The following is a 20,552-nucleotide window of genomic DNA, read 5'->3' on the forward strand; positions in this document are numbered from 1 at the left end:
AAAAACTCTGTAACTTAAGTTGATGTCGCTACTCTGTCATCATGAAGTAGTGACTAATGTTTGTGACGGATTTGGCTTGGCGTAGTTTGAAAATGCTTTTTAAAAGCATTTGTTAAGGCGCTTTGACTGGTGAATCCTACTTGTGCGGCAATATCGTTGATACTCATGGCTGAGCTGTGTAGTAAGATTTGAGCTTCTTTTAAGCGCTTCTGAATCAGATACTGATGAGGTGTCAGGCCTATGGCATTACGAAACTGAAGATGAAAGTGGCTTTCGCTCATGCAGGCGATATCCGCCAGTTGAGCTACCGAAATTTTCTCAGCCAGATTAGTGGCAATAAACTGATCGATACGTGCCATATTAAGGCTGACTCTATCTGCTTGTTTTAAACGAGCCTGAGGTAATGTCTGGAATTGACGGTTATGCAAGCGATGCATAAAGGCAAAGGTAAGAAAGTCAGCTGTTGTTGCATCATCGTCAAAGGTTTCAAGCTCTTTAATCATAAAAGAGAGAAACAATTTAAGGTTGTTATCAATATTAAAATAACCTGGTGTTTCAAACAGACGGTTCAGATCTATCATCTCCTTAGTGAGTAAAGGGTGCTGATGTGGGAGATCAATAATCAAGTGGTTATTACTGCCGATACCTTCGTAAAAATGCAGATGCTCTGTTGGTACCAGGCAGCCTTGTACCGCGCTGACCTGGCCGCTGCTACCCGAGATTTCGAACTCAGACGTACCTGTTAAACCGATTACAACCTGATGATAATTGTGATCGTGGCTCAGGCAACTGTTGGGCAAACAATCAACCCGGATAGCCGCATTGGCAGTGCAGGTGCTCATGATTGAACCTCTATCACATGTTATTGATGAAAAGATACTTGCTCTACCTTTTGTCAGGTAAGGGCTGAGGGGCGCATATTTTACTGTTTTAGTAAGACAGGTAAAGGGGGTAACTATTTCTCATTTCGATAAAAAAGATTGTTATCTGTAATCCAGTCTCACCTTAATCATTGGGTTCATCGGGGGAGTCTTGTTGTAGCTGGTGCAGAACTTTTTCCAGTGCTTGTACACCTGACTGGCTAAACATGCCATCAGGCTTACCCAAGTAGGTGGGGTGCCCGAGGTAATATTGTTCTTCTATCTCAACACATTGCTGCCGGAGAGACTCAAGTTCAGGGTCATGACGTATGGGAAGGTGAATAACACTACTCCACTGATCGTAATCCGCCTGCCCGGTTAATACGGCCTGTAGTAGCTTACGATAATCCTGACGGGTATGATGAAACTTAGGCGCGTGACGAAAACTGGCCAGCCATAAGCTGATCATAATGATCGCGACGCTTAGTGTCACAGTGACTAAAAATAATGCCATAACATTTCCCCTTTTGATGGACTGTACAGCGTCTTTATCGTCGCTCTCTATACCTCGTTTTCAACGCTTTTTCAGGAATCATACCTGATCGCTTTTAAGCTGCATTTATCCCCCTGGTTTTATAGGGCCTTATTTTATCAGGCCTTCGCGACGATATAGCTATATTGGGGCGAGATTATCATTTTGACAAATAAGCCAATGATCTGTTGCAGATAAATCTGAGTAGAAATTTAAAACCAGAGTTTGACAGCTGCGTAGTTCGACTATGCTGTAAGTGTGACCCGAGTTATTTGAGACCGCTGTTCAGATAAGCACCTCGGTTGTCACGGCTGTATTGTCAGGAGGCCGTTATGAGCATTTTTAGTCATGTACAAAACCGTTTTGACCGGGTTCAGCAGGAAGAGTATAGCCTGCAGGAGTATCTCGACATCTGCAAAAATGACCCAATGGCCTACGCCTCTGCTTCAGAACGTATGTTGATGGCGATAGGTGAACCAGAAGTTATTGATACTGCAAAAGACCCACGTTTAAGCCGGATCTTCTCTAATAAAGTGATCCGTCGTTATCCTGCTTTTTCTGAGTTTTATGGCATGGAAGAGGCTATAGAACAGATTGTGTCCTATTTTCGACATTCCGCCCAGGGACTGGAAGAAAGCAAACAGATACTGTATCTGCTTGGTCCGGTTGGTGGGGGTAAATCCTCTCTGGCGGAGCGCTTAAAAGCCCTGATGGAAAAAGTGCCTTTTTATGCCATTAAAGGATCGCCGGTATTTGAGTCGCCGTTGGGGCTGTTTGATCCCCATGAAGATGCCGAAATTCTGGAACAGGAGTTTGGCATACCTCAACGTTATATGGGCTCTATTATGTCGCCCTGGGCGGTGAAACGCCTGAGGGAATTTGGCGGTGATATCTCTAAATTCCGTGTGGTGAAACTCTATCCATCCCGTTTGGATCAGATCGCTGTAGCCAAAACAGAACCTGGGGACGATAACAACCAGGATATTAGTGCATTAGTGGGTAAAGTAGATATTCGCATGCTGGAGGAGTTTGCGCAAAATGATCCCGATGCCTATAGCTTCTCCGGTGGCTTATGTCGGGCGAATCAGGGCTTGATGGAGTTTGTAGAGATGTTTAAAGCGCCTATTAAGGTGCTGCACCCTCTGCTGACTGCCACCCAGGAAGGTAACTACAACAGTACCGAAGGTATGTCTGCGATTCCATTTTCAGGGGTGATTTTAGCTCACTCCAATGAATCGGAATGGAAAGCCTTTAAGAACAATAAGAGTAACGAAGCGTTCCTGGATAGGGTGTATATCGTTAAAGTGCCTTATTGTTTGCGGGTGTCTGAAGAAGTGCGCATTTATGAAAAGCTGCTGGAGCACAGCTCATTGAATAATGCCCACTGCGCACCGGATACACTGAAGATGCTGGCACAGTTCTCGACGCTGTCACGTATGAAAGAGCCGGAGAACTCCAGTATCTATTCCAAAATGCGGGTCTATGATGGTGAAAATCTGAAAGATACCGATCCTAAAGCCAAGTCCATTCAGGAATACCGCGACAGTGCGGGTGTTGATGAGGGAATGGAAGGTCTGTCTACCCGCTTTGCCTTTAAGATCCTGTCCAAAGTATTTAACTTTGATGCTACAGAAGTTGCGGCTAACCCCGTGCATCTTTTATATGTCCTGGAAAACCAGATAGAGCAGGAGCAGTACGCCGCTGATGTGCGTGAACGCTATCTGCGCTTTATTAAAGAGTGGCTGGCTCCTCGTTATGTGGACTTTATCGGTAAGGAGATTCAGACCGCTTATCTGGAGTCTTACAGTGAGTATGGTCAGAACATCTTTGATCGTTATGTCACGTATGCTGATTTCTGGATTCAGGATCAGGAGTTCCGTGACCCCGAAACTGGTGAGCTGTTTGACCGTCAGTCCCTGAATGAAGAGTTGGAGAAAATTGAGAAACCAGCGGGTATCAGTAATCCAAAAGATTTCCGTAATGAGGTCGTGAATTTCGTTTTACGGGCCAGGGCACAAAACAATGGTCAAAATCCAGCCTGGTATAGCTATGAAAAACTGAAAACCGTTATTGAACATAAAATGTTTGCCAATACTGAAGAGTTGCTGCCGGTTATCTCCTTTAACGCTAAAGCATCGTCTCAGGAGCAGAACAAGCATGAAGACTTTGTGGCTCGCATGAAACAACGGGGTTACACAGAGAAACAGGTGCGCTTGTTGTCGGAATGGTATCTGCGGGTGCGTAAATCCCAGTAAGGGCAACACCATTCACCATAATGCTATCAGGACGGTATGTTGGTTAAGCATACCGGCCCGGTGGCGAGTGGGAGTGTGTTTGTCGATGCAGAAGGAGATTCCGCATGAGCTTTGTAATAGACCGACGCCTGAGCGGCAAAAATAAGAGCGCGGTAAACCGACAGCGCTTTCTGCGTCGTTATCGCGAACATATTAAAAAAGCGGTAACCGATGCGGTTAACCGTCGCAGTATTACAGACCTTGAGCATGGGGAGAAAATCAATATCCCCACCAAGGATATCAATGAACCCGTTTTTCAGCAGGGCCAGGGCGGCAACAGAGAAATGGTCAGCCCTGGAAATAAAGAGTTTCAGCAAGGTGATCGCTTTCGCAGGCCTCAGGGCGGTGGAGGCGGTGGTGGTTCCGGTGAGGGTAATGCCAGTAACCAGGGTGAGGGTGAAGATGATTTCTCTTTCTCAATCACCAAGGATGAGTTCCTGGAGTTTATGTTTGATGGTCTGGAACTGCCTAATCTGATGCGTAAGCAGTTTAAGGATATGGAGGCCACTAAGCTGGTACGTGCCGGTATTGTAAAAGACGGTACGCCAGCAAAAATGAATATTGTCCGTTCCATGCGCAATGCACATGCCCGGCGTCGGGCGATGACGGGTAAAAGTCGTCGCCGTTTAAAAGAGTTATTGGCTGAGCTGGAAGAGGAGCAGAGCAAAGATGAGCTGTTGCGTAACCCTGTGCGCATCAGTGAACTGGAACAGGAAATTGAGCAACTAAGACATAAGATCGATAAGGTTCCTTTCCTGGATACTTATGATCTGAGATACAACAACTTTAGACAGGAACCTCAGCCCAGTAACCAGGCGGTGATGTTTTGTTTAATGGATGTATCCGGTTCCATGACACAAGCCCATAAAGATATGGCTAAGCGCTTTTTTATTCTGCTGTATCTGTTTTTGGAGCGTAACTACCAGAAAATTGAAGTGGTATTTATTCGTCACCATACCAGTGCCAAAGAGGTGGATGAGGAGGAGTTTTTCTACTCCCGAGAGACTGGTGGCACCATCGTTTCCAGTGCTATACGTTTAGCTCAGGAAGTGATTGAAAAACGCTTCCCGACCAATGAGTGGAATATCTATATCGCTCAGGCATCCGATGGCGATAACTGGGATGACGACTCCACCAATTGCAGTCAGATTCTGGTAAAGGAATTAATGCCACTGGTGCAGTACTTCGCCTATGTTGAGATTACCCCTCATGCCCATCAGGCATTGTGGGAGGAATACACAGGGGTACAGGCCCGCTACCCGGATAGCTTTGCTATGGAGCAGATTGTCAGTGAGGCAGATATCTACCCGGTATTCCGTGAACTGTTCAGGAGGAAAGAAGCATGACTGATAAAGAATCTAAGCTGCTTTCCACAGGCTCTGAGTGGAGTTTTGAGTTACTGGAAGATTACGACCGAGAGGTCGCGCGTATCGCCAAGCGCTTTAAGCTGGATACCTATCCTAACCAGATTGAAGTGATCACCTCAGAGCAGATGATGGATGCCTACTCTTCCGTAGGCATGCCTCTGGGTTATAACCACTGGTCGTTTGGTAAGCAGTTCCTGTCTGTTGAGCAGGGTTATAGGCGGGGGCAGATGGGGCTGGCCTATGAGCTGGTCATTAACTCAGATCCCTGTATCGCCTATCTGATGGAAGAGAATACGATGACCATGCAGGCGTTGGTGATCGCCCACGCCTGTTATGGTCATAACTCCTTCTTTAAAGGCAACTATCTGTTTAAAACCTGGACCGATGCCCGGGCGATTATTGATTACCTGTTATTTGCCAAAAAATACATTACCCAGTGTGAAGAGCGTCATGGTGTCGAAGAGGTTGAGTCGTTATTGGACGCTTGCCATGCACTGCAAAATTATGGTGTGGATCGCTATAAGCGTCCTGCGCCTATCTCGGCTGAAGAGGAGCAGCGGCGTCAGCAGGAGCGGGAAACGTATTTGCAGCAGCAGGTGAACCGGCTGTGGAGTACGATTCCTTTTAAAAAGGGAGATGATGGGGATGAAGGTGGCAAGCATTTCCGGTATCCCTCAGAACCACAGGAGAATATTCTTTATTTTGTCGAGAAGAATGCGCCTCTTTTGGAGCCCTGGCAGCGGGAAATCGTCAGGATTGTGCGTAAGGTTGCCCAGTACTTTTATCCACAGCGTCAAACCCAGGTGATGAACGAAGGTTGGGCTACTTTTTGGCACTACACTATTATGAACACCTTGTATGATGAGGGGTTGGTAACAGAGGGTTTTATTCTGGAGTTTCTGCAATCTCATACCAGTGTGGTCTATCAACCCCCTTATGATAGCCCGTATTACAATGGCATCAATCCTTATGCTTTAGGGTTTGCGATCTATACGGATCTGAAGCGTATGTGTGAGGAGCCGACAGAGGAGGATTATAAATGGTTTCCGGATATTGCTGGTAAGGATTGGTTGGAAACGCTGCACTTCGCGATGCAGAACTTTAAGGATGAAAGCTTTATCCTGCAATATCTGTCACCCAAAGTGATGCGTGATCTTAAGCTGTTCGCGATAGTGGATGATGACCGGGATTCAGAGTTGGAAGTCTCAGGTATTCACAATGAAGACGGTTATCGTCATGTACGTGAGGCGCTGGCTGCTCAGTACAACTTGGGTAATCGGGAGCCTAATATTCAAGTGGTGGAAGCCGATGTACGAGGAGATCGTTCATTAACATTGTATCACTACGCTTATAACCGCAGACCGCTGGATGATAATACAGAAGCCGTGTTGCGCTATCTTCAGCAGTTATGGGGATTCCCAGTGCACCTGCACACTATTATGGATGGAGAAACCAAAAAGAGTTATCACTGGCCTGTTTTGGATGGTCAGGAAAAATCCGATACAACGTCACCGGTATCAACCAGTATTATCTGATCTTTACTTATTCTTATAATTAGGTCTTAGGAAATATGGCAGCCTTAGGGAGATCTTGGGGCTGTCATCAGTAAGCCTGGCTTAACGAGCCTGCCAGCGATCACACCAACCCTGTGGGTTTACACTGTTTCTGGGAAATACAGGGCATCCAAAATCTATTCGATTGAATAACTTGCAACCGTGGCAGATTTGCCCCTGACGGTAATCGGGGTGTTTTACCCCTTTATAGGCGTTGCTGCGATAGGATCTGAGGCGGGCTTCATGGGAGCGCTCAGAGAGGATGGGGAATGCGGCGTAAACCCATTGGCTTGTAAAAGGGATCAGTGGCAGAGTACAAGTCCACAGCAGTACACGTCTTCTATTGTTATCCATAATCTTCCTTCTCAAGGTTTTGCTACAGGCTGTCTTTCCCGCCTGTTAGAGTCGTCTTCGCTTCCTCACTGGTAAACTGATAGATAAATAGTGTGCCATAACGACAAAAGGTCTGGCACCGGGTCAGACCTTTTGTTGCAAATCTAATATCTTAATAAAAAGATCTACAGGGAGCTGAAGTATGCCGCCAGATTTGCAATGTCCGCATCAGATAGGCCCGCTGCCTGAGGAGCCATCATGGCAGCCGTACCACCAGTGCGCTGACCGTTCTTGTAGGCTTTCAGAGCATTTTCCAGGTACTGAGCTTTTTGGCCTTTCAGGTTAGGGTACATAGGTACTGCGCTGATACCATTAGCACCGTGACAAGCCGCACATACTGCTGCTTTCGCTTTACCCGCAGCAGCGTCACCTGCCAGAGCAGAGCCGGATGCCATCATGGCTACTACACCTGCGATTGCAAAAACTTTTTTCATGGATTCACCTTACTTTATGATTTTGGTTTTTTATCTTATTCATCAAGCCGGTTGGATGCCGTAGCGTCCGAATTATCTAATTATAGGGATAATAAGCAAATTTGGTTTTTAATCACATTGGCTTAAATCATCTTTTTGCCAAGAATACTCTGTTTCTGTGAGAAAAAAAGCGGCAGTTAGTCGCACTTTAACTCTGAGGTATTGGTTATTGAGTTGTTTTACTCGATTCAACAGCTTGGCTAATGGGGGGGGAACTTTGTATCTGAACCTCTAATGTATCAGTTGGGGTCTCAAGTGTTTCAATAGATTCAGGTATTGCTTCCTGCGTCTGTGCTTGTCCCAGAGTATTTAGCTGATAATTTTTGATGCTTCCAGAGCTTAAGTCATGGCGCACTAGCGTATTGTTATCCAGATTATACTCTTCCAGAAAATAGACCGCTTTTATATTAATGCTATCGTAAGGAATTAAGCGGTAAGGATTTACGATCTGGCCGTTACTGTCTACCAGCAGCTGATCGGTCATGCTATCGCGATATTCTTTTCGTAGCTGGATAATACTGGTCAGGTTATTGGCTTCCTGCTGGTCGCTCAGATAGCGAATAGCAAGCGCGGCAGCAGGCTCATCGATAAACAGGGTTTGGAAGTTTTCAGCCAGGAAGGGACTTGACTCCGGACGGACACTAATATGGCTGACATTGGTCATATCGGGTGACACGCTGTAATGGAACTGGCCAAAATACATCTGGTAGCGATCACTGGCCGCTTCGAAGTTAATCAAGACTTCTTTGACTTCCGTACCTGGAAGGGTGCGTAGTACATAGCTGCTCTTCTGGGCATTATCAGCTGTTTCGGAAAACAGTGGGCGAAAAACTAATTCTTCCGGGCCGGTCACATAGGCTCGTACCAGTAGGGATTCTCCGTCGCCAATAGGGTTGAAAACCCGTTCGATAGTGGCGCTATTCTGGTTTAGTTGCTCGCTTAACAGCAGTCGAAAACTGTTGAGTGGGTCATGCTGGTTGTCGTTGGGTTTCTGCAAAAACAGCTCTTGGCCCATGACGGTCAAGGGCCATAGAAACAATAAAGCGATAAGGTAAATTATGCGTTGCATGGCGCGAGACTTTTGGATGAATTTGCTTATTGACTCTACCTATATTATCGACTCTAAGCCAGTAATTATTAACCTTGAAATAACTTTTCTAAAAGGATTTTGGCTTGCAGTGGGTTTAGGTGTGTAGAAAGATAGGTTCTACCGGGTTCGTGTCATTTGAGGGAGTATGTTGTGATGAAAATTCAGTTCTTTGGTGCTTCAGGAGAAGTGACCGGCTCCTGTCATCTTATTGAGGTTGGGCGTTATCGTATTCTGTTGGATTGCGGTCTGATACAAGGCGGCTACAAAGATGAGTTACGCAATGCTGAAGAGTTTGCCTTTGATCCTAAGCGTATAGATGCGGTGGTGTTGAGTCATTCTCATCTGGATCATTGCGGGCGGATTCCCTTGTTGGTTAAACGGGGGTTTAAAGGCTCGGTATATACTCAGAAAGTGTGTCGTGATATGTGTCGGGTGATGTTTAAGGATGCGGCCAATATCTATCAACATGATGCTGAAACTGCCAATCGCAAGCGAGCCAGAAAGCATCTGCCGCCTATCGAACCTCTGTATACTCAGGATGATGCTGATAAGGCACTGAAGCATTTTTATGGTTTGGATTACGGTGTTGAAGAAGAGATTGTTCCTGGTGTTCGTATTCGTTTGAACGATGCGGGGCATATCATAGGTTCCTCAATGGTTGAGTTGTGGTTAGAGGAGGGCAAGCATCGCAGAAAAGTCGTTTTCTCAGGTGATATCGGTCACGGTGAAGCGCCGATTTTGCGTCAGCCTAGTGTGATTCATCAGGCCGACGTTGTGTTGATGGAAAGTACCTATGGTGGCCGCAGCCATAAGCCCTGGCAGGAGAGTATGCAGGAGATGGGGGCGATTCTGATGCAGGCGGCACAATCAAAAGGCAATGTGTTAATTCCTTCGTTTGCGGTGGGGCGTACTCAGGAGTTGTTGTATCTGTTCCGCGAATATTTTGAACAATGGAATCTGGGGCATTGGCAGATCTTTCTTGATAGTCCTATGGCTATAGAGGCAACAGAGATCTATAGCCGTCATAGCGAGCTTTATAATCAAAAAGCGAAGGCTCTGGCCCTACAGGATAAGACGCTCGACGGTTTGCCTAATCTAAGACTGACTCGTTCACCTGAAGAGTCGATGGCTCTGAATCGTATCAGCTCCGGGGCGATTATTATTGCTGGCAGTGGGATGTGTGAAGGAGGGCGGATTCGCCATCATCTGAAAAATCATGCCTGGCGTCGAGATTGTCATATCCTGATTGTAGGTTTTCAGGCTAAAGGTACTCTGGGGCGTCAATTGGTCGATGGTGCCGAGCAGGTAAAAATCTGGAGTGAAAGTATCAGAGTGGCGGCCCAAGTGCATACTGTAGGTGGGTTCTCTGCTCATGCGGATCAGCAAGGGTTAGTGCAATGGTTAGGGCATTTTGAGCGTTCGCCTAGGGTGTTTCTGGTGCATGGAGAGAGCAGTGCCCAGCAGATGTTGCAGCAAGAGATTCAGGAGCGCTTAAGTATTCAGGCTGATATAGCTCAGCCAGCACAAGTGGTTGACTTGCTTGAACTATAAGGACGTGTTGTCATCGCTGTGATTTTTGTGCGACTACATGACTTAAATGGAGAGAGGTAACGGGCGCAATGCGGATTATTCTTTTGGTGCTGACGCTGATGTTGAGCTCCGGCTGGCTATGGCTGGAGCAGCATGCTCGTGATGGTTTGGTGTATCAGGGGATGCCCGACCGCCTCAATACAGGCTGGCAATACTGGTATAGGATACTGAGAAATGAAGGCTTTGTATTAGGCTACTCCGATTATCGCTTAAATCCTGTTTGGGTCAGTTATGAATTGAGGGCACTTAATCGTGAGCAGAAACAACAACGCTATTCGCGTCCCGGTCATTTTGAAAAGGATTGGCGTTCGATCTGGCCTGTGACTCATGATGATTATACCCGCACGGGTTATGATCGTGGTCATATGGCTCCAAACTATGCGATATCCCGCTTATACGGTCGAAAGGCTCAGCTGGATAGTTTTCTAATGACCAATATTACCCCGCAAAAACCGAATTTGAATCGCAAGCTCTGGCAGCGCCTGGAAGAAGCGGCGATTGATCATTTTTCTCATCAGTTTTATCGTGTTCAGGTAATCACGGGGCCGATTTTCTCTGATAACCCACACAGGCTTAAAAGTTTGATCCAGGTACCGGAGAGCTTCTATAAAGTATTTGTAGGAATTGATAAGCAGGATCAAGCCGTAAGCATGTTGGCTTTTGTTATGCCGCAGGATGTGAAAGGTAGTGAGCCTTTGACTAAGTTTGTCGTATCAGTGGATGAAGTGGAGCAAAGAACAGGTTACGATTTCTTCTCACAGTTGAATGATGTTCAGGAAACTAAGCTGGAAGCGACCATTGATGATAGGCCTTGGAATCTAAAGCAGGTAGCAAGGAAGCCTTCGCGCTACTAGATTGGCTTGCAGTGTTTTTTTGAGTGAACGAAGTGCGGTTCAGTCTAAAAGTGGTATGTAGAGTTAAGCATGTTACGAGTCTTAAACTAACAGATAAGCAGTGATATGAGAATGAAATCAAAAAATGATTCAGAGCTTGGTGTGATAAAAGCTGAGATGCTTGATTAAGCTAAGAAAGGATTGGTGCCCAGAAGAGGACTTGAACCTCCACGGCCATACGGCCACTAGCACCTGAAGCTAGCGTGTCTACCAATTCCACCACCTGGGCAGCTCAGCAATGGAGGCGTATTATACGGAGCACTTTTTACAATGCAACTGTTTTTTCAAAGAAAATTGCAAAAAGGGAAAAAATATTTTTCATGCCGTATAATCACGCTCAATCATGCGCCTTGGAAGTGAGATGATACCAAGGCTTTAGCAGTTAAATTGAATCTTTAAGGCGAATGTTATGAAACGCTGGTCAGTGAAGCAGGACCCTCATGCCGACCGTGAAGCCAATAAATATAACAACCCGGTACCGAGCCGTGAGTTTATTATGGGTTGGCTGAAGAACTACGGTCGCCCGCTGACCCATATGCAGTTATGTGAGCGCATGGGCTTGGTGGATGACAATGATATCGAAGCCCTGCGTCGTCGCCTAAAGGCGATGGAGCGTGATGGTCAGTTACTGAGCAATCGCAAGGGGGCTTATGGTCTGGTTAGCAAAATGCAGCTGGTCAAAGGCCGTATTGAAGCCCACCCGGATGGTTTTGGTTTTCTGATCCCGGAAGATGGCTCCGACGATCTGTTTTTAACCAATGCTCAGATGCGCAAGGTATTTCATGAGGATATTGCCCTGGCGCGAGTGGTTGGTGTTGACCGAAAGAACCGTCGTGAAGGTGCTTTGGTCGAAGTGCTGCAGCATAATACTCATCAGCTGGTAGGGCGCTATGTCGAGGAAAATGGCATTTTTTATGTGCGTCCGGACAACCCCAAGTTGCATCATGATGTCTTGATTCCCCCAGGCCAGTCGCTGGAAGCTAAACCGGGGCAGGTGGTGAGCGTTGAACTGACACAACAGCCAGCCCGTCGTATGCATGTACAGGGTAAGGTAGTTGAAATTCTGGGTGATGAGATGGCGCCGGGTATGGAGATCGATATTGCCATTCGCAAGCATAATATTCCCCATGAATTTCCACAGGATGTCCTGCAGCAGATTGAGCAGATGTCTGATCAGGTGGCAGAATCAGATAAAGAGAAACGTATTGATCTGCGCCATCTGCCATTTGTCACTATCGATGGTGAAGATGCCAAAGACTTTGATGATGCTGTTTACTGTGAGAAAAAAGCCTGGGGTAGCTGGAAGCTCTATGTCGCCATTGCCGATGTTTCTCACTATGTGGCGGTAAACTCCGCGCTGGATAAAGAAGCGCATCTGCGTGGTAATTCGGTTTACTTTCCGGGTCAGGTGGTACCTATGCTGCCTGAACTCCTGTCCAATGGCCTGTGTTCTCTGAATCCCCATGTGGATCGTTTGGTGATGGTGTGCGAGATGAGCATCAGTGCCAAAGGTCAGATCAGTCGTTACCGTTTCTGTGAGGCGGTGATTCGTTCTCATGCCCGACTCACCTATACCCAAGTGGGTGCGTTACTGGATTCGGTGGACCATCCAGATGCCGCTATTTTTAAGGCGCAATATCCTGAGTTAGTAAAGCCGATCGAAACCCTATACGGCCTATATAAAATTCTGCGTGCCGCTCGTAGCGTACGTGGTGCCATCGATTTTGAAACCGTCGAAACCCGTATCGAATTTGATGATCAGCGCAAGATTGAACGTATCGTACCTGTGGTGCGTAACGAAGCACATAAGCTGATCGAAGAGTGCATGCTGTGCGCCAATGTGGCCTCGGCGCGCTTTCTGGAAAAATACAAACTGCCGGGTGTGTTCCGTGTGCACCAAGGGCCAAAAGCCGAGCGCCTGGAAAAACTGAAAACCTATCTGGGCGAGTTGGGCCTGACCCTGGGCGGTGGCGATGAGCCGACCCCTATCGATTATCAGAATATCTTGCTGGAGATCGAAGGCCGACCAGATGCGGAAAGTATTCAGACCTTCCTGCTGCAGTCGCTGTCTCAGGCGGTCTATACACCAGATAATCAGGGCCACTTCGGTCTGCACTATAAAGCCTACACTCACTTTACCTCTCCGATTCGTCGTTACCCGGATCTGCTGACCCATAGAGCAATTCGCTCTATGTTGCGCAGTGAGCTGGAAAGCAATCATCTGTTAAGAGCGGATGATACCGAGGTCGAGCCTAAACAGCGCTGGTTACCTTACTCCATGGAGCAGATGCTGGAGTTGGGTGAGCACTGTTCTATGACTGAGCGTCGTGCTGATGATGCCACGTATGATGTATTGGCATGGTTGAAGTGTGAATATACCGCAGCTCATATCGGCGACAGTTTTGCCGGTACAGTGACAGGTGTAACGGGTTTTGGCTTGTTTGTGCGTTTGGATGAGATCTATGTGGATGGCCTCGTGCATGTGACGGGCCTGCCATCGGATTACTATCACTTTGATGCCGCGACTCAGCGTCTGAAAGGTGAGCGCAGCGGTCGTCGTTATAGCCTGGGCGATAAGTTGAATGTGATCGTGGCGCGAGTAGATCTGGATGAGCGCAAGATCGACTTTGAACTGGATCAGGCAGTCGACGTTAAGCCTGGTAAAAAGCGTAAACCAAGTAAACGTAAAATCTCCACTGAAGAACTATCTTTAGCAAAGAGTATTGCTGATGATGTGGCCAAGGAAGAGAAGGGTAAATCGCCTAAGAAAGGCAAAAAGGATGGTAAGCGCAAGAAGCTGAAGCCGGCAGAGAAAGGGCGTTCCGGGGCGGACGGCAATCATAGTAGAAAGAGTGCGAGTGCCAAAAAGAAAGTCGGTAAAAGACGGCCTGGCAAAAATGCTCGAGCTAAAACAAAGCAAGCCACAAGCTAATTGGGCCTTTGGGGGTTCAGCAAACGAATCAAAACGAGTTGAAATAACAGAAGCCTGTTCATAATGAGCAGGTTTTTGCTTTTACTTTTTTATAAATAGTTGGAAGACAGCGTGAAGCAACGTAACGATCAGGGCCGTCAGCGGCGAAAAAATCAAGGGCGCCAAAGTCATACTGAACGTCGGGCCGGTAAGCCGCAGCGGCAGTCATCAATCGAGGCTGTGTACGGTATCCACGCGGTGACGAGTTTGTTAAACCGTCAGCCTGAGCAGATTATCGAACTAAAGCTGGTCGAAAGTCGGGATGATGACAAGGTTCAGTATATTCAGCATCAGGCTGAAAAACTGGGTCTGCGTCTGACGCTGGTTGAGCGTGATGCCCTGGATGATCTGTTGGGGGATGTGGTGCACCAAGGTGTTGTCGCCGTGTGCAAGCCGCTGAAAACCTATACCGATGCCTGGCTGATGGAGCAGTTGGCTCATCAGGATAAGCCGCTGTTACTGGTCTTGGATGGTGTCACTGACCCCCATAACCTGGGCGCGTGCCTGCGTACTGCCGATGCGGCGGGTGCTCATGCAGTGATCGTGCCGAAAGATAAGTCGGCGACGTTGAACGCTACGGTGCGCAAAGTTGCTTGTGGTGCTGCAGAAGTGATACCGCTGGTGGCCGTTACTAATCTGTCCCGCACGCTGAATGAGCTGAAAGATGCCGGTGTTTGGGTGATTGGTACCGCCGGTGAAGCGGAACAGAGTTTGTATCAGGTGGATCTGTCTGGTCCGGTGGCCCTGGTGATGGGGGCCGAAGGTAAAGGTATGCGGCGCCTGACCCGTGAGCAGTGTGATCAGTTGGTGAACTTACCGATGGCTGGTGAAGTGAGTAGCCTGAATGTCTCTGTCGCGACAGGCGTCTGTCTTTACGAAGCGGTACGTCAGCGTCAGGGATGAAGTCGCGAAAAAGCAATTTTTTTTCTTGCTTCTATAGGTTGAGCTCTATAGAATCTCGCGGTTCTTTGAAGAACGATTCTTTCCACTCCTTGCTTTTCCGGGAATTTGCCCTTTGGAGAAGCTGTAAAACCGTAAGGAGCTATAATGCGTCATTACGAAGTTGTGTTCATGGTTCACCCGGACCAGAGCGAACAGGTTCCAGCTATGATCGAGCGTTACACCAGCCTAGTACAGGAAAATGGTGGTGCTGTTCATCGTCTGGAAGATTGGGGTCGTCGTCACCTGGCCTACCCAATTAACAAAATTCATAAAGCACACTATGTTCTGATGAACATTGAATCTACTAGTGAAGTAGTAGATGAGCTGACTGAAATCTTCCGTTACAACGATGCGATCATCCGTAATCTGGTTGTTCGTACTAAAGACGCTGTAACTGAAGCATCTCCAGTTAAAGCTGAAGCCTCTCGCGAAGATCGTCGTGACGAGCGTAAAGCAGAGCGTGCTCCAGAAGCTGTTGAGTCTGAAGACGTAGCTGATGATGAAGAAGCTGCTGATTCTGAAGATTAATCACTAAGAGACTTTTGGGAGTATATCCATGGCACGTTTTTTCCGTCGTCGCAAGTTCTGCCGTTTCACCGCTGAAGGTGTAGATCAGATCGATTATAAAGACATCGAAACTCTGAAAAGCTACATCACTGAAACTGGCAAGATCGTTCCTAGCCGTATCACTGGTACTAAAGCACGTTATCAGCGTCAGCTGGCTACCGCTATCAAGCGCGCCCGCTACCTGGCTCTGCTGCCGTACACTGACGGTCACCAGTAAGACTAAAACGATATAAGGCAGGTGCATGCGCTTTGTTGCGAAATATGCACTAACATCGCGAACTAACGCGATAATTGCTACGGCTATCAGTGCAGCAATACCGATGTTTTTTTGGGTTGCTGCCGCCGTAGTTGGCTTGATAACCCTGAGAAGGGGAAGCCGGGAAGGTAGTCAGGTGATGCTTTGGGGCTCACTGCCTGCTGTATTCTGGCTAAGCCAGGGTGATCCCATCCCGGTAGCAGTAATCCTTGGCGTAATGCTGATGGCACTGATACTGAGGGCAACAGTCGACTGGTCTAAGCCATTACTGGCTGGAGCTGTTCTTGGCGCTGCATTAAGTAGCATCTGGCCACCTCAATTGGTGGCTGAGATTGTTAATGTTTTGCATTCACTCGCAGTTGCGGCTGGAGAAGGAGATGCATCACTGAGCAATCAGCAGGAAGAGTTTCTGACCCTTGTCGTGATGGGCGCTATCTCTGCATTTTATACCGTTGCGGTATTTGGCAGTTTAGTATTGGCTCGCTGGTGGCAAGCTGTGGAGTTTAATCCCGGTGGCTTCCAAAAAGAGTTCCATCAGTTTCGACTTCCGCTGATACCTGCATTGGTATTGGGTGCTGTTGTTTTTTTGAGCGCAGAGATTGATATTGAAGCGTTGAAATGGGTACCTGCATTATCGGTACCACTGGTGTTTGCCTGTATCGCCTTAGTTCATGGTGTTGTAGCGATCAAACAATTGAGTTCGACCTGGTTAACAGTATTCTATGTTTTACTGTTTATCATGGGGCGCTCACTGTACGTATTTATGATTTTTATGGCTTTCCTGGATAGCTTTTGGGACTTTAGAGGCCGCTTGGTCAACCAGAAGCCGCCACAGGATTAAGCGGTAAAAGATTAGAGAGGTTTACGAGATGGAAGTTATTCTGCTCGAGAAAGTAGGCAAACTGGGTGGCTTAGGCGACCAAGTGACCGTTAAAGCCGGTTTTGGCCGTAACTTCCTGCTGCCTTACGGTAAAGCTGTAATGGCAACAGAAGCTAATATTGCTGAATTTGAAGCGCGTCGCTCTGAACTGGAAGCGCAAGCCGCTGAGATCAAAGCTGCTGCTGAAGCACGTGCTGCTGCACTGGAAGAGATCGAACTGTCTATCGCTGCTAAAGCGGGTGACGAAGGTAAACTGTTCGGTTCTATCGGTACTCGTGATCTGGCAGAAGCAATCAGCTCTGCTGGCATCGATGTAGCGAAGAGCGAAGTGCGTCTGCCAGAAGGTCCTATCCGTACTGTTGGCGAATTCGACGTTGCAATTCAGCTGCACAGTGATGTGACTACTTCTGTACACATTATCGTGACTGCAGAAGACTAAGATCAGATTTTCTGATTTTGAAGAAGGCATCTGGCTTAAGTCAGATGCCTTTTTTATTACCTGTTTGTTTTGTTATGCCTCTTTGTTTAGGGCTTTTGGCAATCTGATCTTATGTTGCGAGCTTTTATCCATCGAGCCATTTATCCAGTCCGGTATCTGGTCTAAAATTTCCTCCGCTTTATAAACCTTGTTTCATCTGAGTTACACTGAACATCAATCTGTACTATTCAGGAGAAGTCGATCCCTATGTCTGACAGAGCTGTTGCTGATCAGCAAACTGATGCTTTAAAAGTGCCGCCACACTCACTGGAGGCCGAACGCTCGGTGTTAGGTGGTCTTTTGCTGGATAATGAAGCTTGGGATGGCGTGTCTGAACGAATTGTGCCTAATGATTTCTATCGTCGTGATCATCAGATGATCTTTGAGGCGATGATGGGGTTGGCAGAAAAGGCGCAACCTTTTGATTTGGTGACCATTTCAGAGGTACTGGATCAGAAAAATGAGCTGGAGCAGATCGGAGGCCTGGCTTATCTGGCTGAGGTGGCACGAAATACGCCGTCGGCCAGTAATATTGTGGCTTATGCAGAGATTGTGCGTGAGCGCTCTACCTTGCGCCAGCTGATCAAAGCATCGAATAAGATTGCTGAAAACGCCTATGACACTGAAGGGCGTAGCTCGGATGAGTTGCTGAATGAAGCAGAGCGTCTGGTTTTTGAGATAGCTGAATCCCGCCCTAAATTTGGTGGGCCGGAAGGGATGGTTACCATCCTGAAAAAGACCGTTGAGAAAATCGACGAGCTGTATAAGCTGGATTCCACCATGACGGGGATCAGTACCGGCTTTAAAGATCTGGATGGTATGACTTCGGGTCTGCAGCCATCTGATCTGATTATTGTCGCCGGTCGTCCCTCCATGGGTAAAACCACCTTTGCGATGAATGTGGTGGAAAACGTTACTCTGTCCCAGGATAACACTGTGGTTGTATTCAGTATGGAGATGCCGAATGAGTCTCTGATGCTGCGTATGCTGTCCTCCCTTGGGCGGATTGATCAGACAAAAGTGCGTACAGGTAAGTTGGGGGATGAGGATTGGCCGCGTTTAATGTCTGCGGTAAATCTGTTGCAGGAGCGTAAGATGTTTATCGATGATACGCCTGCGTTAACACCCAATGAGATGCGCTCCCGTGTGCGCCGTATCTACCGTGAAAGTGGTGATATTGGTCTGGTGATGATCGACTACCTGCAGCTGATGCGTGTGCCAGGTTTGTCTGATAACCGTACGGCAGAGATCTCTGAAATTTCCCGTTCCTTGAAGGCGCTAGCTAAAGAGTTTAATTGTCCAGTGATCGCTCTATCGCAGCTTAACCGGAGTTTGGAGCAGCGGCCGAATAAGCGTCCTGTAATGTCGGATCTGCGTGAGTCGGGGGCGATTGAGCAGGATGCGGACGTTATTGCCTTTATCTATCGTGATGAAGTGTATAACAAGGAAGATGAGCACAATAAGGGCTTGGCCGAAGTCATTATTGGTAAGCAGCGTAATGGTCCCATTGGGACGGTGCATCTGGCCTTTCGGGGGCAGTTCACTCGCTTTGAGGATCTGGCTCCAGAGCATTACAGTGAATACGCTGCTAACTCTGGTGCTGGCGAATAGTCCGCTATTCATTATCTTTTGGCGTATTCAGTCACGCGAACTTTGCCAGCCAAGGCTATACTGGCTGGGTGGCTTGGCTTGTTTGTCGCGTCAGTCGTTTTACAGATCTACTTTTGCTGTAATGGTAATAAAGCAAGAATTTAAATAAGCAAAATATGCAGGTATCGCTTGTCAGGTGCCGAATAAGCCCTATAATCCCCTGCCTTTGTTTTTGCCGATGACCTTTTATTGAGTGAGGAGTTTTCATGGCTGGTAAATTCCGCCCCGGAGCACGCCGTACCCGTACCCCAAAACTGCAGGGTAAGGGCACCTTAGAATCTGTAGCCACTGAGGGGCCTTTTCAGGAATGGCTGGGCATGCCTGAGTTGTACCGTCATAGCCTGATGGTGGATGGTACGGAATACTCCTATCAGACAGAAGAGCCTGAGCTGTCGGTTTCTATAGATGATATCGTCGTGTTTCGTTATAAAGAAACGGCTAAAGGTAACTGGATTGACCGTAACTCGCTGGGAGTATGGATTGACCCCGCGACATATAATCAGTGATGTGTTGGGTATTTTGTCATACTGTATTCGGTGCTTCAGGCTTGATGACTTAAGCTTAATGGCAGATGTTTGATAGGCTTGAATAGCACCATAAAAATAGCCCGCTTGCTTTTGGTAAGCGGGCCATTTTTTAGCTGGACTGGACGTATCTGCTCTCCAGTACAGTCGATATTTAGGTTGTAGAAAGTTAGGATAAAACTCCGCCTTGCTGGCGCCACTGGTGTGGCTTATATGTACCCAGGATACGAATATCCTGGGCAAAAAAGGCCAGCTCCTCCAGAGCGTTGATCATACCAGGCTCTGATTGGTGAGCCTCCACATCCATATAAAAAGAGGTGGCCTGGAAGCTGCCGGTATCCATATAACTTTCCAGTTTCACCATATTAATGCCGTTAGTAGCAAAGCCTCCCATTGCTTTATATAGTGCAGCAGGCAGGTTGCGTACCCGGAACATCAGAGAGGTCAGATACTGTTGACCCTGGTGGTAATCGGGTAGTTCGGCCTCCCGTGATAAGACAATAAATCGGGTGGTGTTACCATCATGATCCTGAAAATTCTCGCGCAGAATCTCCATATCATACAACTCTGCAGCCAGTGAAGAGGCGATAGCCGCCCGGCTTTTGTCCTGTAACTGCATGATTTCATGGGCGGCTCCGGCGGTATCGGATTTTACATCCGTTTCCAGGCCCAATTTCATAATATTGTTATCACACTGTGCTAAAGCTTGTGGGTGGGAGCAGGCTGTACGGATATCAGCCAGGGTACTGCCCTTCAATCCGATCAGGCAGTGATTAATACTTTCAAAATGCTCGCCAATAATGGAAAGATGGGTTTTGGGTAGCTGTCGATAGATCTCTTCAACCCGGCCTGCGGTCGAGTTTTCAATAGGAATCATTGCCAGCCCTGCCTGACCTCTTTCAACCATCTGCATCGCCTCGGTAAAGGTTCCACAAGGCACTGGGTTTAAGTGTGGTCGTGCTTTGCGGCAAGCCAGATGGGAATAGGCGCCATGATGGCCTTGAAAAGCGATGATCTGCTCGGGGTTAGCAGAGGAAATGTTGATCTCTGACACGGAAATTGTCCTATTAAGGCCTTAGGTTACATCAGGCATACAAACTGAAGTGTATTAGTACTTCTTTTTATGCTGTTCTTGGATAAGAATACCTGAACTTTAAAGATACATAATAAATAAATGTAAAAATACCGGTGACTTTTTGACCAGAAGGGTCTAAAACAAATATCGGTAATAACTAAAAA

Annotated in this window: 19 protein-coding genes and 1 tRNA gene; 13 read left to right on the forward strand and 7 right to left on the reverse strand. The window is 47.3% G+C overall.

The genetic code is table 11. The features are described 5' to 3' along the window. Positions 1-53: 53 nt before the first annotated feature. Together H579_RS0103150 and H579_RS0103155 are read right to left on the reverse strand one after the other, a co-directional pair. Positions 54-842: an AraC family transcriptional regulator gene (locus H579_RS0103150; protein WP_036565179.1), complete on the reverse strand. Its 789-nt coding sequence runs from the start codon at positions 840-842 to the stop codon at positions 54-56. A gap of 163 nt (positions 843-1,005) precedes the next feature. After that, the gene (locus H579_RS0103155) at positions 1,006-1,374 is read right to left on the reverse strand and encodes a hypothetical protein (RefSeq protein WP_028299473.1); all 369 of its coding nucleotides are present in this window, start codon (positions 1,372-1,374) and stop codon (positions 1,006-1,008) included. A gap of 350 nt (positions 1,375-1,724) precedes the next feature. Between H579_RS0103155 and H579_RS0103160 the strand changes: the two genes are divergently transcribed. From H579_RS0103160 to H579_RS0103170, 3 genes are all read left to right on the forward strand, one after another. Continuing rightward, the gene (locus H579_RS0103160; protein ID WP_028299474.1) at positions 1,725-3,647 is read left to right on the forward strand and encodes a PrkA family serine protein kinase; all 1,923 of its coding nucleotides are present in this window, start codon (positions 1,725-1,727) and stop codon (positions 3,645-3,647) included. 104 nt (positions 3,648-3,751) lie between these two features. Further along, positions 3,752-5,032, forward strand: coding sequence for a YeaH/YhbH family protein (locus tag H579_RS0103165; protein WP_028299475.1), 1,281 nt, complete (start codon positions 3,752-3,754; stop codon positions 5,030-5,032). Next, entirely contained in the window at positions 5,029-6,588 is a 1,560-nt protein-coding gene (locus tag H579_RS0103170) for a SpoVR family protein (RefSeq protein ID WP_028299476.1), read from the forward strand. Before H579_RS0103165 ends, H579_RS0103170 begins: the two co-directional genes overlap by 4 nt. Before the next feature lie 81 nt (positions 6,589-6,669). On the opposite strand, the gene H579_RS28405 is transcribed toward H579_RS0103170, so the two are convergent. From H579_RS28405 to H579_RS0103180, 3 genes are all read right to left on the reverse strand, one after another. Continuing rightward, positions 6,670-6,960, reverse strand: a complete 291-nt coding sequence (locus tag H579_RS28405; protein ID WP_084623874.1) for a high-potential iron-sulfur protein — start codon at positions 6,958-6,960, stop codon at positions 6,670-6,672. Between the two features lie 164 nt (positions 6,961-7,124). Continuing rightward, on the reverse strand, positions 7,125-7,433 hold the full coding sequence (locus H579_RS0103175) for a c-type cytochrome (RefSeq protein WP_028299477.1): 309 nt from the start codon (positions 7,431-7,433) through the stop codon (positions 7,125-7,127). A 205-nt stretch (positions 7,434-7,638) separates the two neighbouring features. After that, the gene (locus tag H579_RS0103180; RefSeq protein WP_157834546.1) at positions 7,639-8,541 is read right to left on the reverse strand and encodes a hypothetical protein; all 903 of its coding nucleotides are present in this window, start codon (positions 8,539-8,541) and stop codon (positions 7,639-7,641) included. Between the two features lie 174 nt (positions 8,542-8,715). Here H579_RS0103180 and H579_RS0103190 point away from each other — a divergent pair, with 174 nt between their 5' ends. Further along, on the forward strand, positions 8,716-10,113 hold the full coding sequence (locus H579_RS0103190; protein WP_028299479.1) for an MBL fold metallo-hydrolase RNA specificity domain-containing protein: 1,398 nt from the start codon (positions 8,716-8,718) through the stop codon (positions 10,111-10,113). A gap of 68 nt (positions 10,114-10,181) precedes the next feature. Then, a complete protein-coding gene (locus H579_RS24030) occupies positions 10,182-11,006 on the forward strand; it encodes a DNA/RNA non-specific endonuclease (RefSeq protein WP_084623876.1) in 825 nt (274 codons plus the stop codon). 181 nt (positions 11,007-11,187) lie between these two features. On the opposite strand, the gene H579_RS0103200 is transcribed toward H579_RS24030, so the two are convergent. Beyond that, positions 11,188-11,274, reverse strand: a tRNA-Leu gene (locus H579_RS0103200). 180 nt (positions 11,275-11,454) lie between these two features. Here H579_RS0103200 and rnr point away from each other — a divergent pair. The 8 genes from rnr (at position 11,455) to H579_RS0103240 (ending at position 19,295) form a co-directional block, all read left to right on the forward strand. After that, a complete protein-coding gene (rnr, locus tag H579_RS24035) occupies positions 11,455-13,977 on the forward strand; it encodes a ribonuclease R (RefSeq protein WP_051227263.1) in 2,523 nt (840 codons plus the stop codon). Positions 13,978-14,187: 210 nt separating this feature from the next. Beyond that, the gene (rlmB, locus tag H579_RS0103210) at positions 14,188-14,919 is read left to right on the forward strand and encodes a 23S rRNA (guanosine(2251)-2'-O)-methyltransferase RlmB (RefSeq protein WP_028299480.1); all 732 of its coding nucleotides are present in this window, start codon (positions 14,188-14,190) and stop codon (positions 14,917-14,919) included. A 144-nt stretch (positions 14,920-15,063) separates the two neighbouring features. Then, on the forward strand, positions 15,064-15,486 hold the full coding sequence (gene rpsF / locus H579_RS0103215; RefSeq protein WP_028299481.1) for a 30S ribosomal protein S6: 423 nt from the start codon (positions 15,064-15,066) through the stop codon (positions 15,484-15,486). 28 nt (positions 15,487-15,514) lie between these two features. Continuing rightward, positions 15,515-15,742, forward strand: a complete 228-nt coding sequence (gene rpsR, locus H579_RS0103220; RefSeq protein WP_028299482.1) for a 30S ribosomal protein S18 — start codon at positions 15,515-15,517, stop codon at positions 15,740-15,742. Between the two features lie 103 nt (positions 15,743-15,845). Continuing rightward, a complete protein-coding gene (locus H579_RS0103225; RefSeq protein WP_028299483.1) occupies positions 15,846-16,622 on the forward strand; it encodes a hypothetical protein in 777 nt (258 codons plus the stop codon). Positions 16,623-16,650: 28 nt separating this feature from the next. Then, the gene (rplI, locus tag H579_RS0103230; RefSeq protein ID WP_028299484.1) at positions 16,651-17,100 is read left to right on the forward strand and encodes a 50S ribosomal protein L9; all 450 of its coding nucleotides are present in this window, start codon (positions 16,651-16,653) and stop codon (positions 17,098-17,100) included. Positions 17,101-17,346: 246 nt separating this feature from the next. Then, positions 17,347-18,750 carry a replicative DNA helicase gene (dnaB, locus tag H579_RS0103235; protein ID WP_028299485.1) on the forward strand — a complete coding sequence of 468 codons (1,404 nt, stop codon included), beginning with the start codon at positions 17,347-17,349 and terminating at the stop codon, positions 18,748-18,750. 245 nt (positions 18,751-18,995) lie between these two features. Next, positions 18,996-19,295, forward strand: a complete 300-nt coding sequence (locus H579_RS0103240; RefSeq protein WP_028299486.1) for a hypothetical protein — start codon at positions 18,996-18,998, stop codon at positions 19,293-19,295. 187 nt (positions 19,296-19,482) lie between these two features. On the opposite strand, the gene H579_RS0103245 is transcribed toward H579_RS0103240, so the two are convergent. Next, the gene (locus H579_RS0103245; protein WP_245583199.1) at positions 19,483-20,367 is read right to left on the reverse strand and encodes a prephenate dehydratase; all 885 of its coding nucleotides are present in this window, start codon (positions 20,365-20,367) and stop codon (positions 19,483-19,485) included. Positions 20,368-20,552 lie beyond the last annotated feature (185 nt).

It is taken from the genome of Oceanospirillum beijerinckii DSM 7166, assembly GCF_000422425.1.
Classification (GTDB): domain Bacteria; phylum Pseudomonadota; class Gammaproteobacteria; order Pseudomonadales; family Halomonadaceae; genus Oceanospirillum; species Oceanospirillum beijerinckii.

Excerpts from the sequence above, each read along its gene's own strand:
- H579_RS0103150 (WP_036565179.1), bottom strand. The coding sequence starts at position 842 with ATGAGCACCTGCACTGCCAATGCGGCTATCCGGGTTGATTGTTTGCCC.
- H579_RS0103155 (WP_028299473.1), bottom strand. The coding sequence starts at position 1,374 with ATGGCATTATTTTTAGTCACTGTGACACTAAGCGTCGCGATCATTATG.
- H579_RS0103160 (WP_028299474.1), top strand. The coding sequence starts at position 1,725 with ATGAGCATTTTTAGTCATGTACAAAACCGTTTTGACCGGGTTCAGCAG.
- H579_RS0103165 (WP_028299475.1), top strand. The coding sequence starts at position 3,752 with ATGAGCTTTGTAATAGACCGACGCCTGAGCGGCAAAAATAAGAGCGCG.
- H579_RS0103170 (WP_028299476.1), top strand. The coding sequence starts at position 5,029 with ATGACTGATAAAGAATCTAAGCTGCTTTCCACAGGCTCTGAGTGGAGT.
- H579_RS28405 (WP_084623874.1), bottom strand. The coding sequence starts at position 6,960 with ATGGATAACAATAGAAGACGTGTACTGCTGTGGACTTGTACTCTGCCA.
- H579_RS0103175 (WP_028299477.1), bottom strand. The coding sequence starts at position 7,433 with ATGAAAAAAGTTTTTGCAATCGCAGGTGTAGTAGCCATGATGGCATCC.
- H579_RS0103180 (WP_157834546.1), bottom strand. The coding sequence starts at position 8,541 with ATGCAACGCATAATTTACCTTATCGCTTTATTGTTTCTATGGCCCTTG.
- H579_RS0103190 (WP_028299479.1), top strand. The coding sequence starts at position 8,716 with ATGAAAATTCAGTTCTTTGGTGCTTCAGGAGAAGTGACCGGCTCCTGT.
- H579_RS24030 (WP_084623876.1), top strand. The coding sequence starts at position 10,182 with ATGCGGATTATTCTTTTGGTGCTGACGCTGATGTTGAGCTCCGGCTGG.
- rnr (WP_051227263.1), top strand. The coding sequence starts at position 11,455 with ATGAAACGCTGGTCAGTGAAGCAGGACCCTCATGCCGACCGTGAAGCC.
- rpsF (WP_028299481.1), top strand. The coding sequence starts at position 15,064 with ATGCGTCATTACGAAGTTGTGTTCATGGTTCACCCGGACCAGAGCGAA.
- rpsR (WP_028299482.1), top strand. The coding sequence starts at position 15,515 with ATGGCACGTTTTTTCCGTCGTCGCAAGTTCTGCCGTTTCACCGCTGAA.
- H579_RS0103225 (WP_028299483.1), top strand. The coding sequence starts at position 15,846 with ATGTTTTTTTGGGTTGCTGCCGCCGTAGTTGGCTTGATAACCCTGAGA.
- rplI (WP_028299484.1), top strand. The coding sequence starts at position 16,651 with ATGGAAGTTATTCTGCTCGAGAAAGTAGGCAAACTGGGTGGCTTAGGC.
- dnaB (WP_028299485.1), top strand. The coding sequence starts at position 17,347 with ATGTCTGACAGAGCTGTTGCTGATCAGCAAACTGATGCTTTAAAAGTG.
- H579_RS0103240 (WP_028299486.1), top strand. The coding sequence starts at position 18,996 with ATGGCTGGTAAATTCCGCCCCGGAGCACGCCGTACCCGTACCCCAAAA.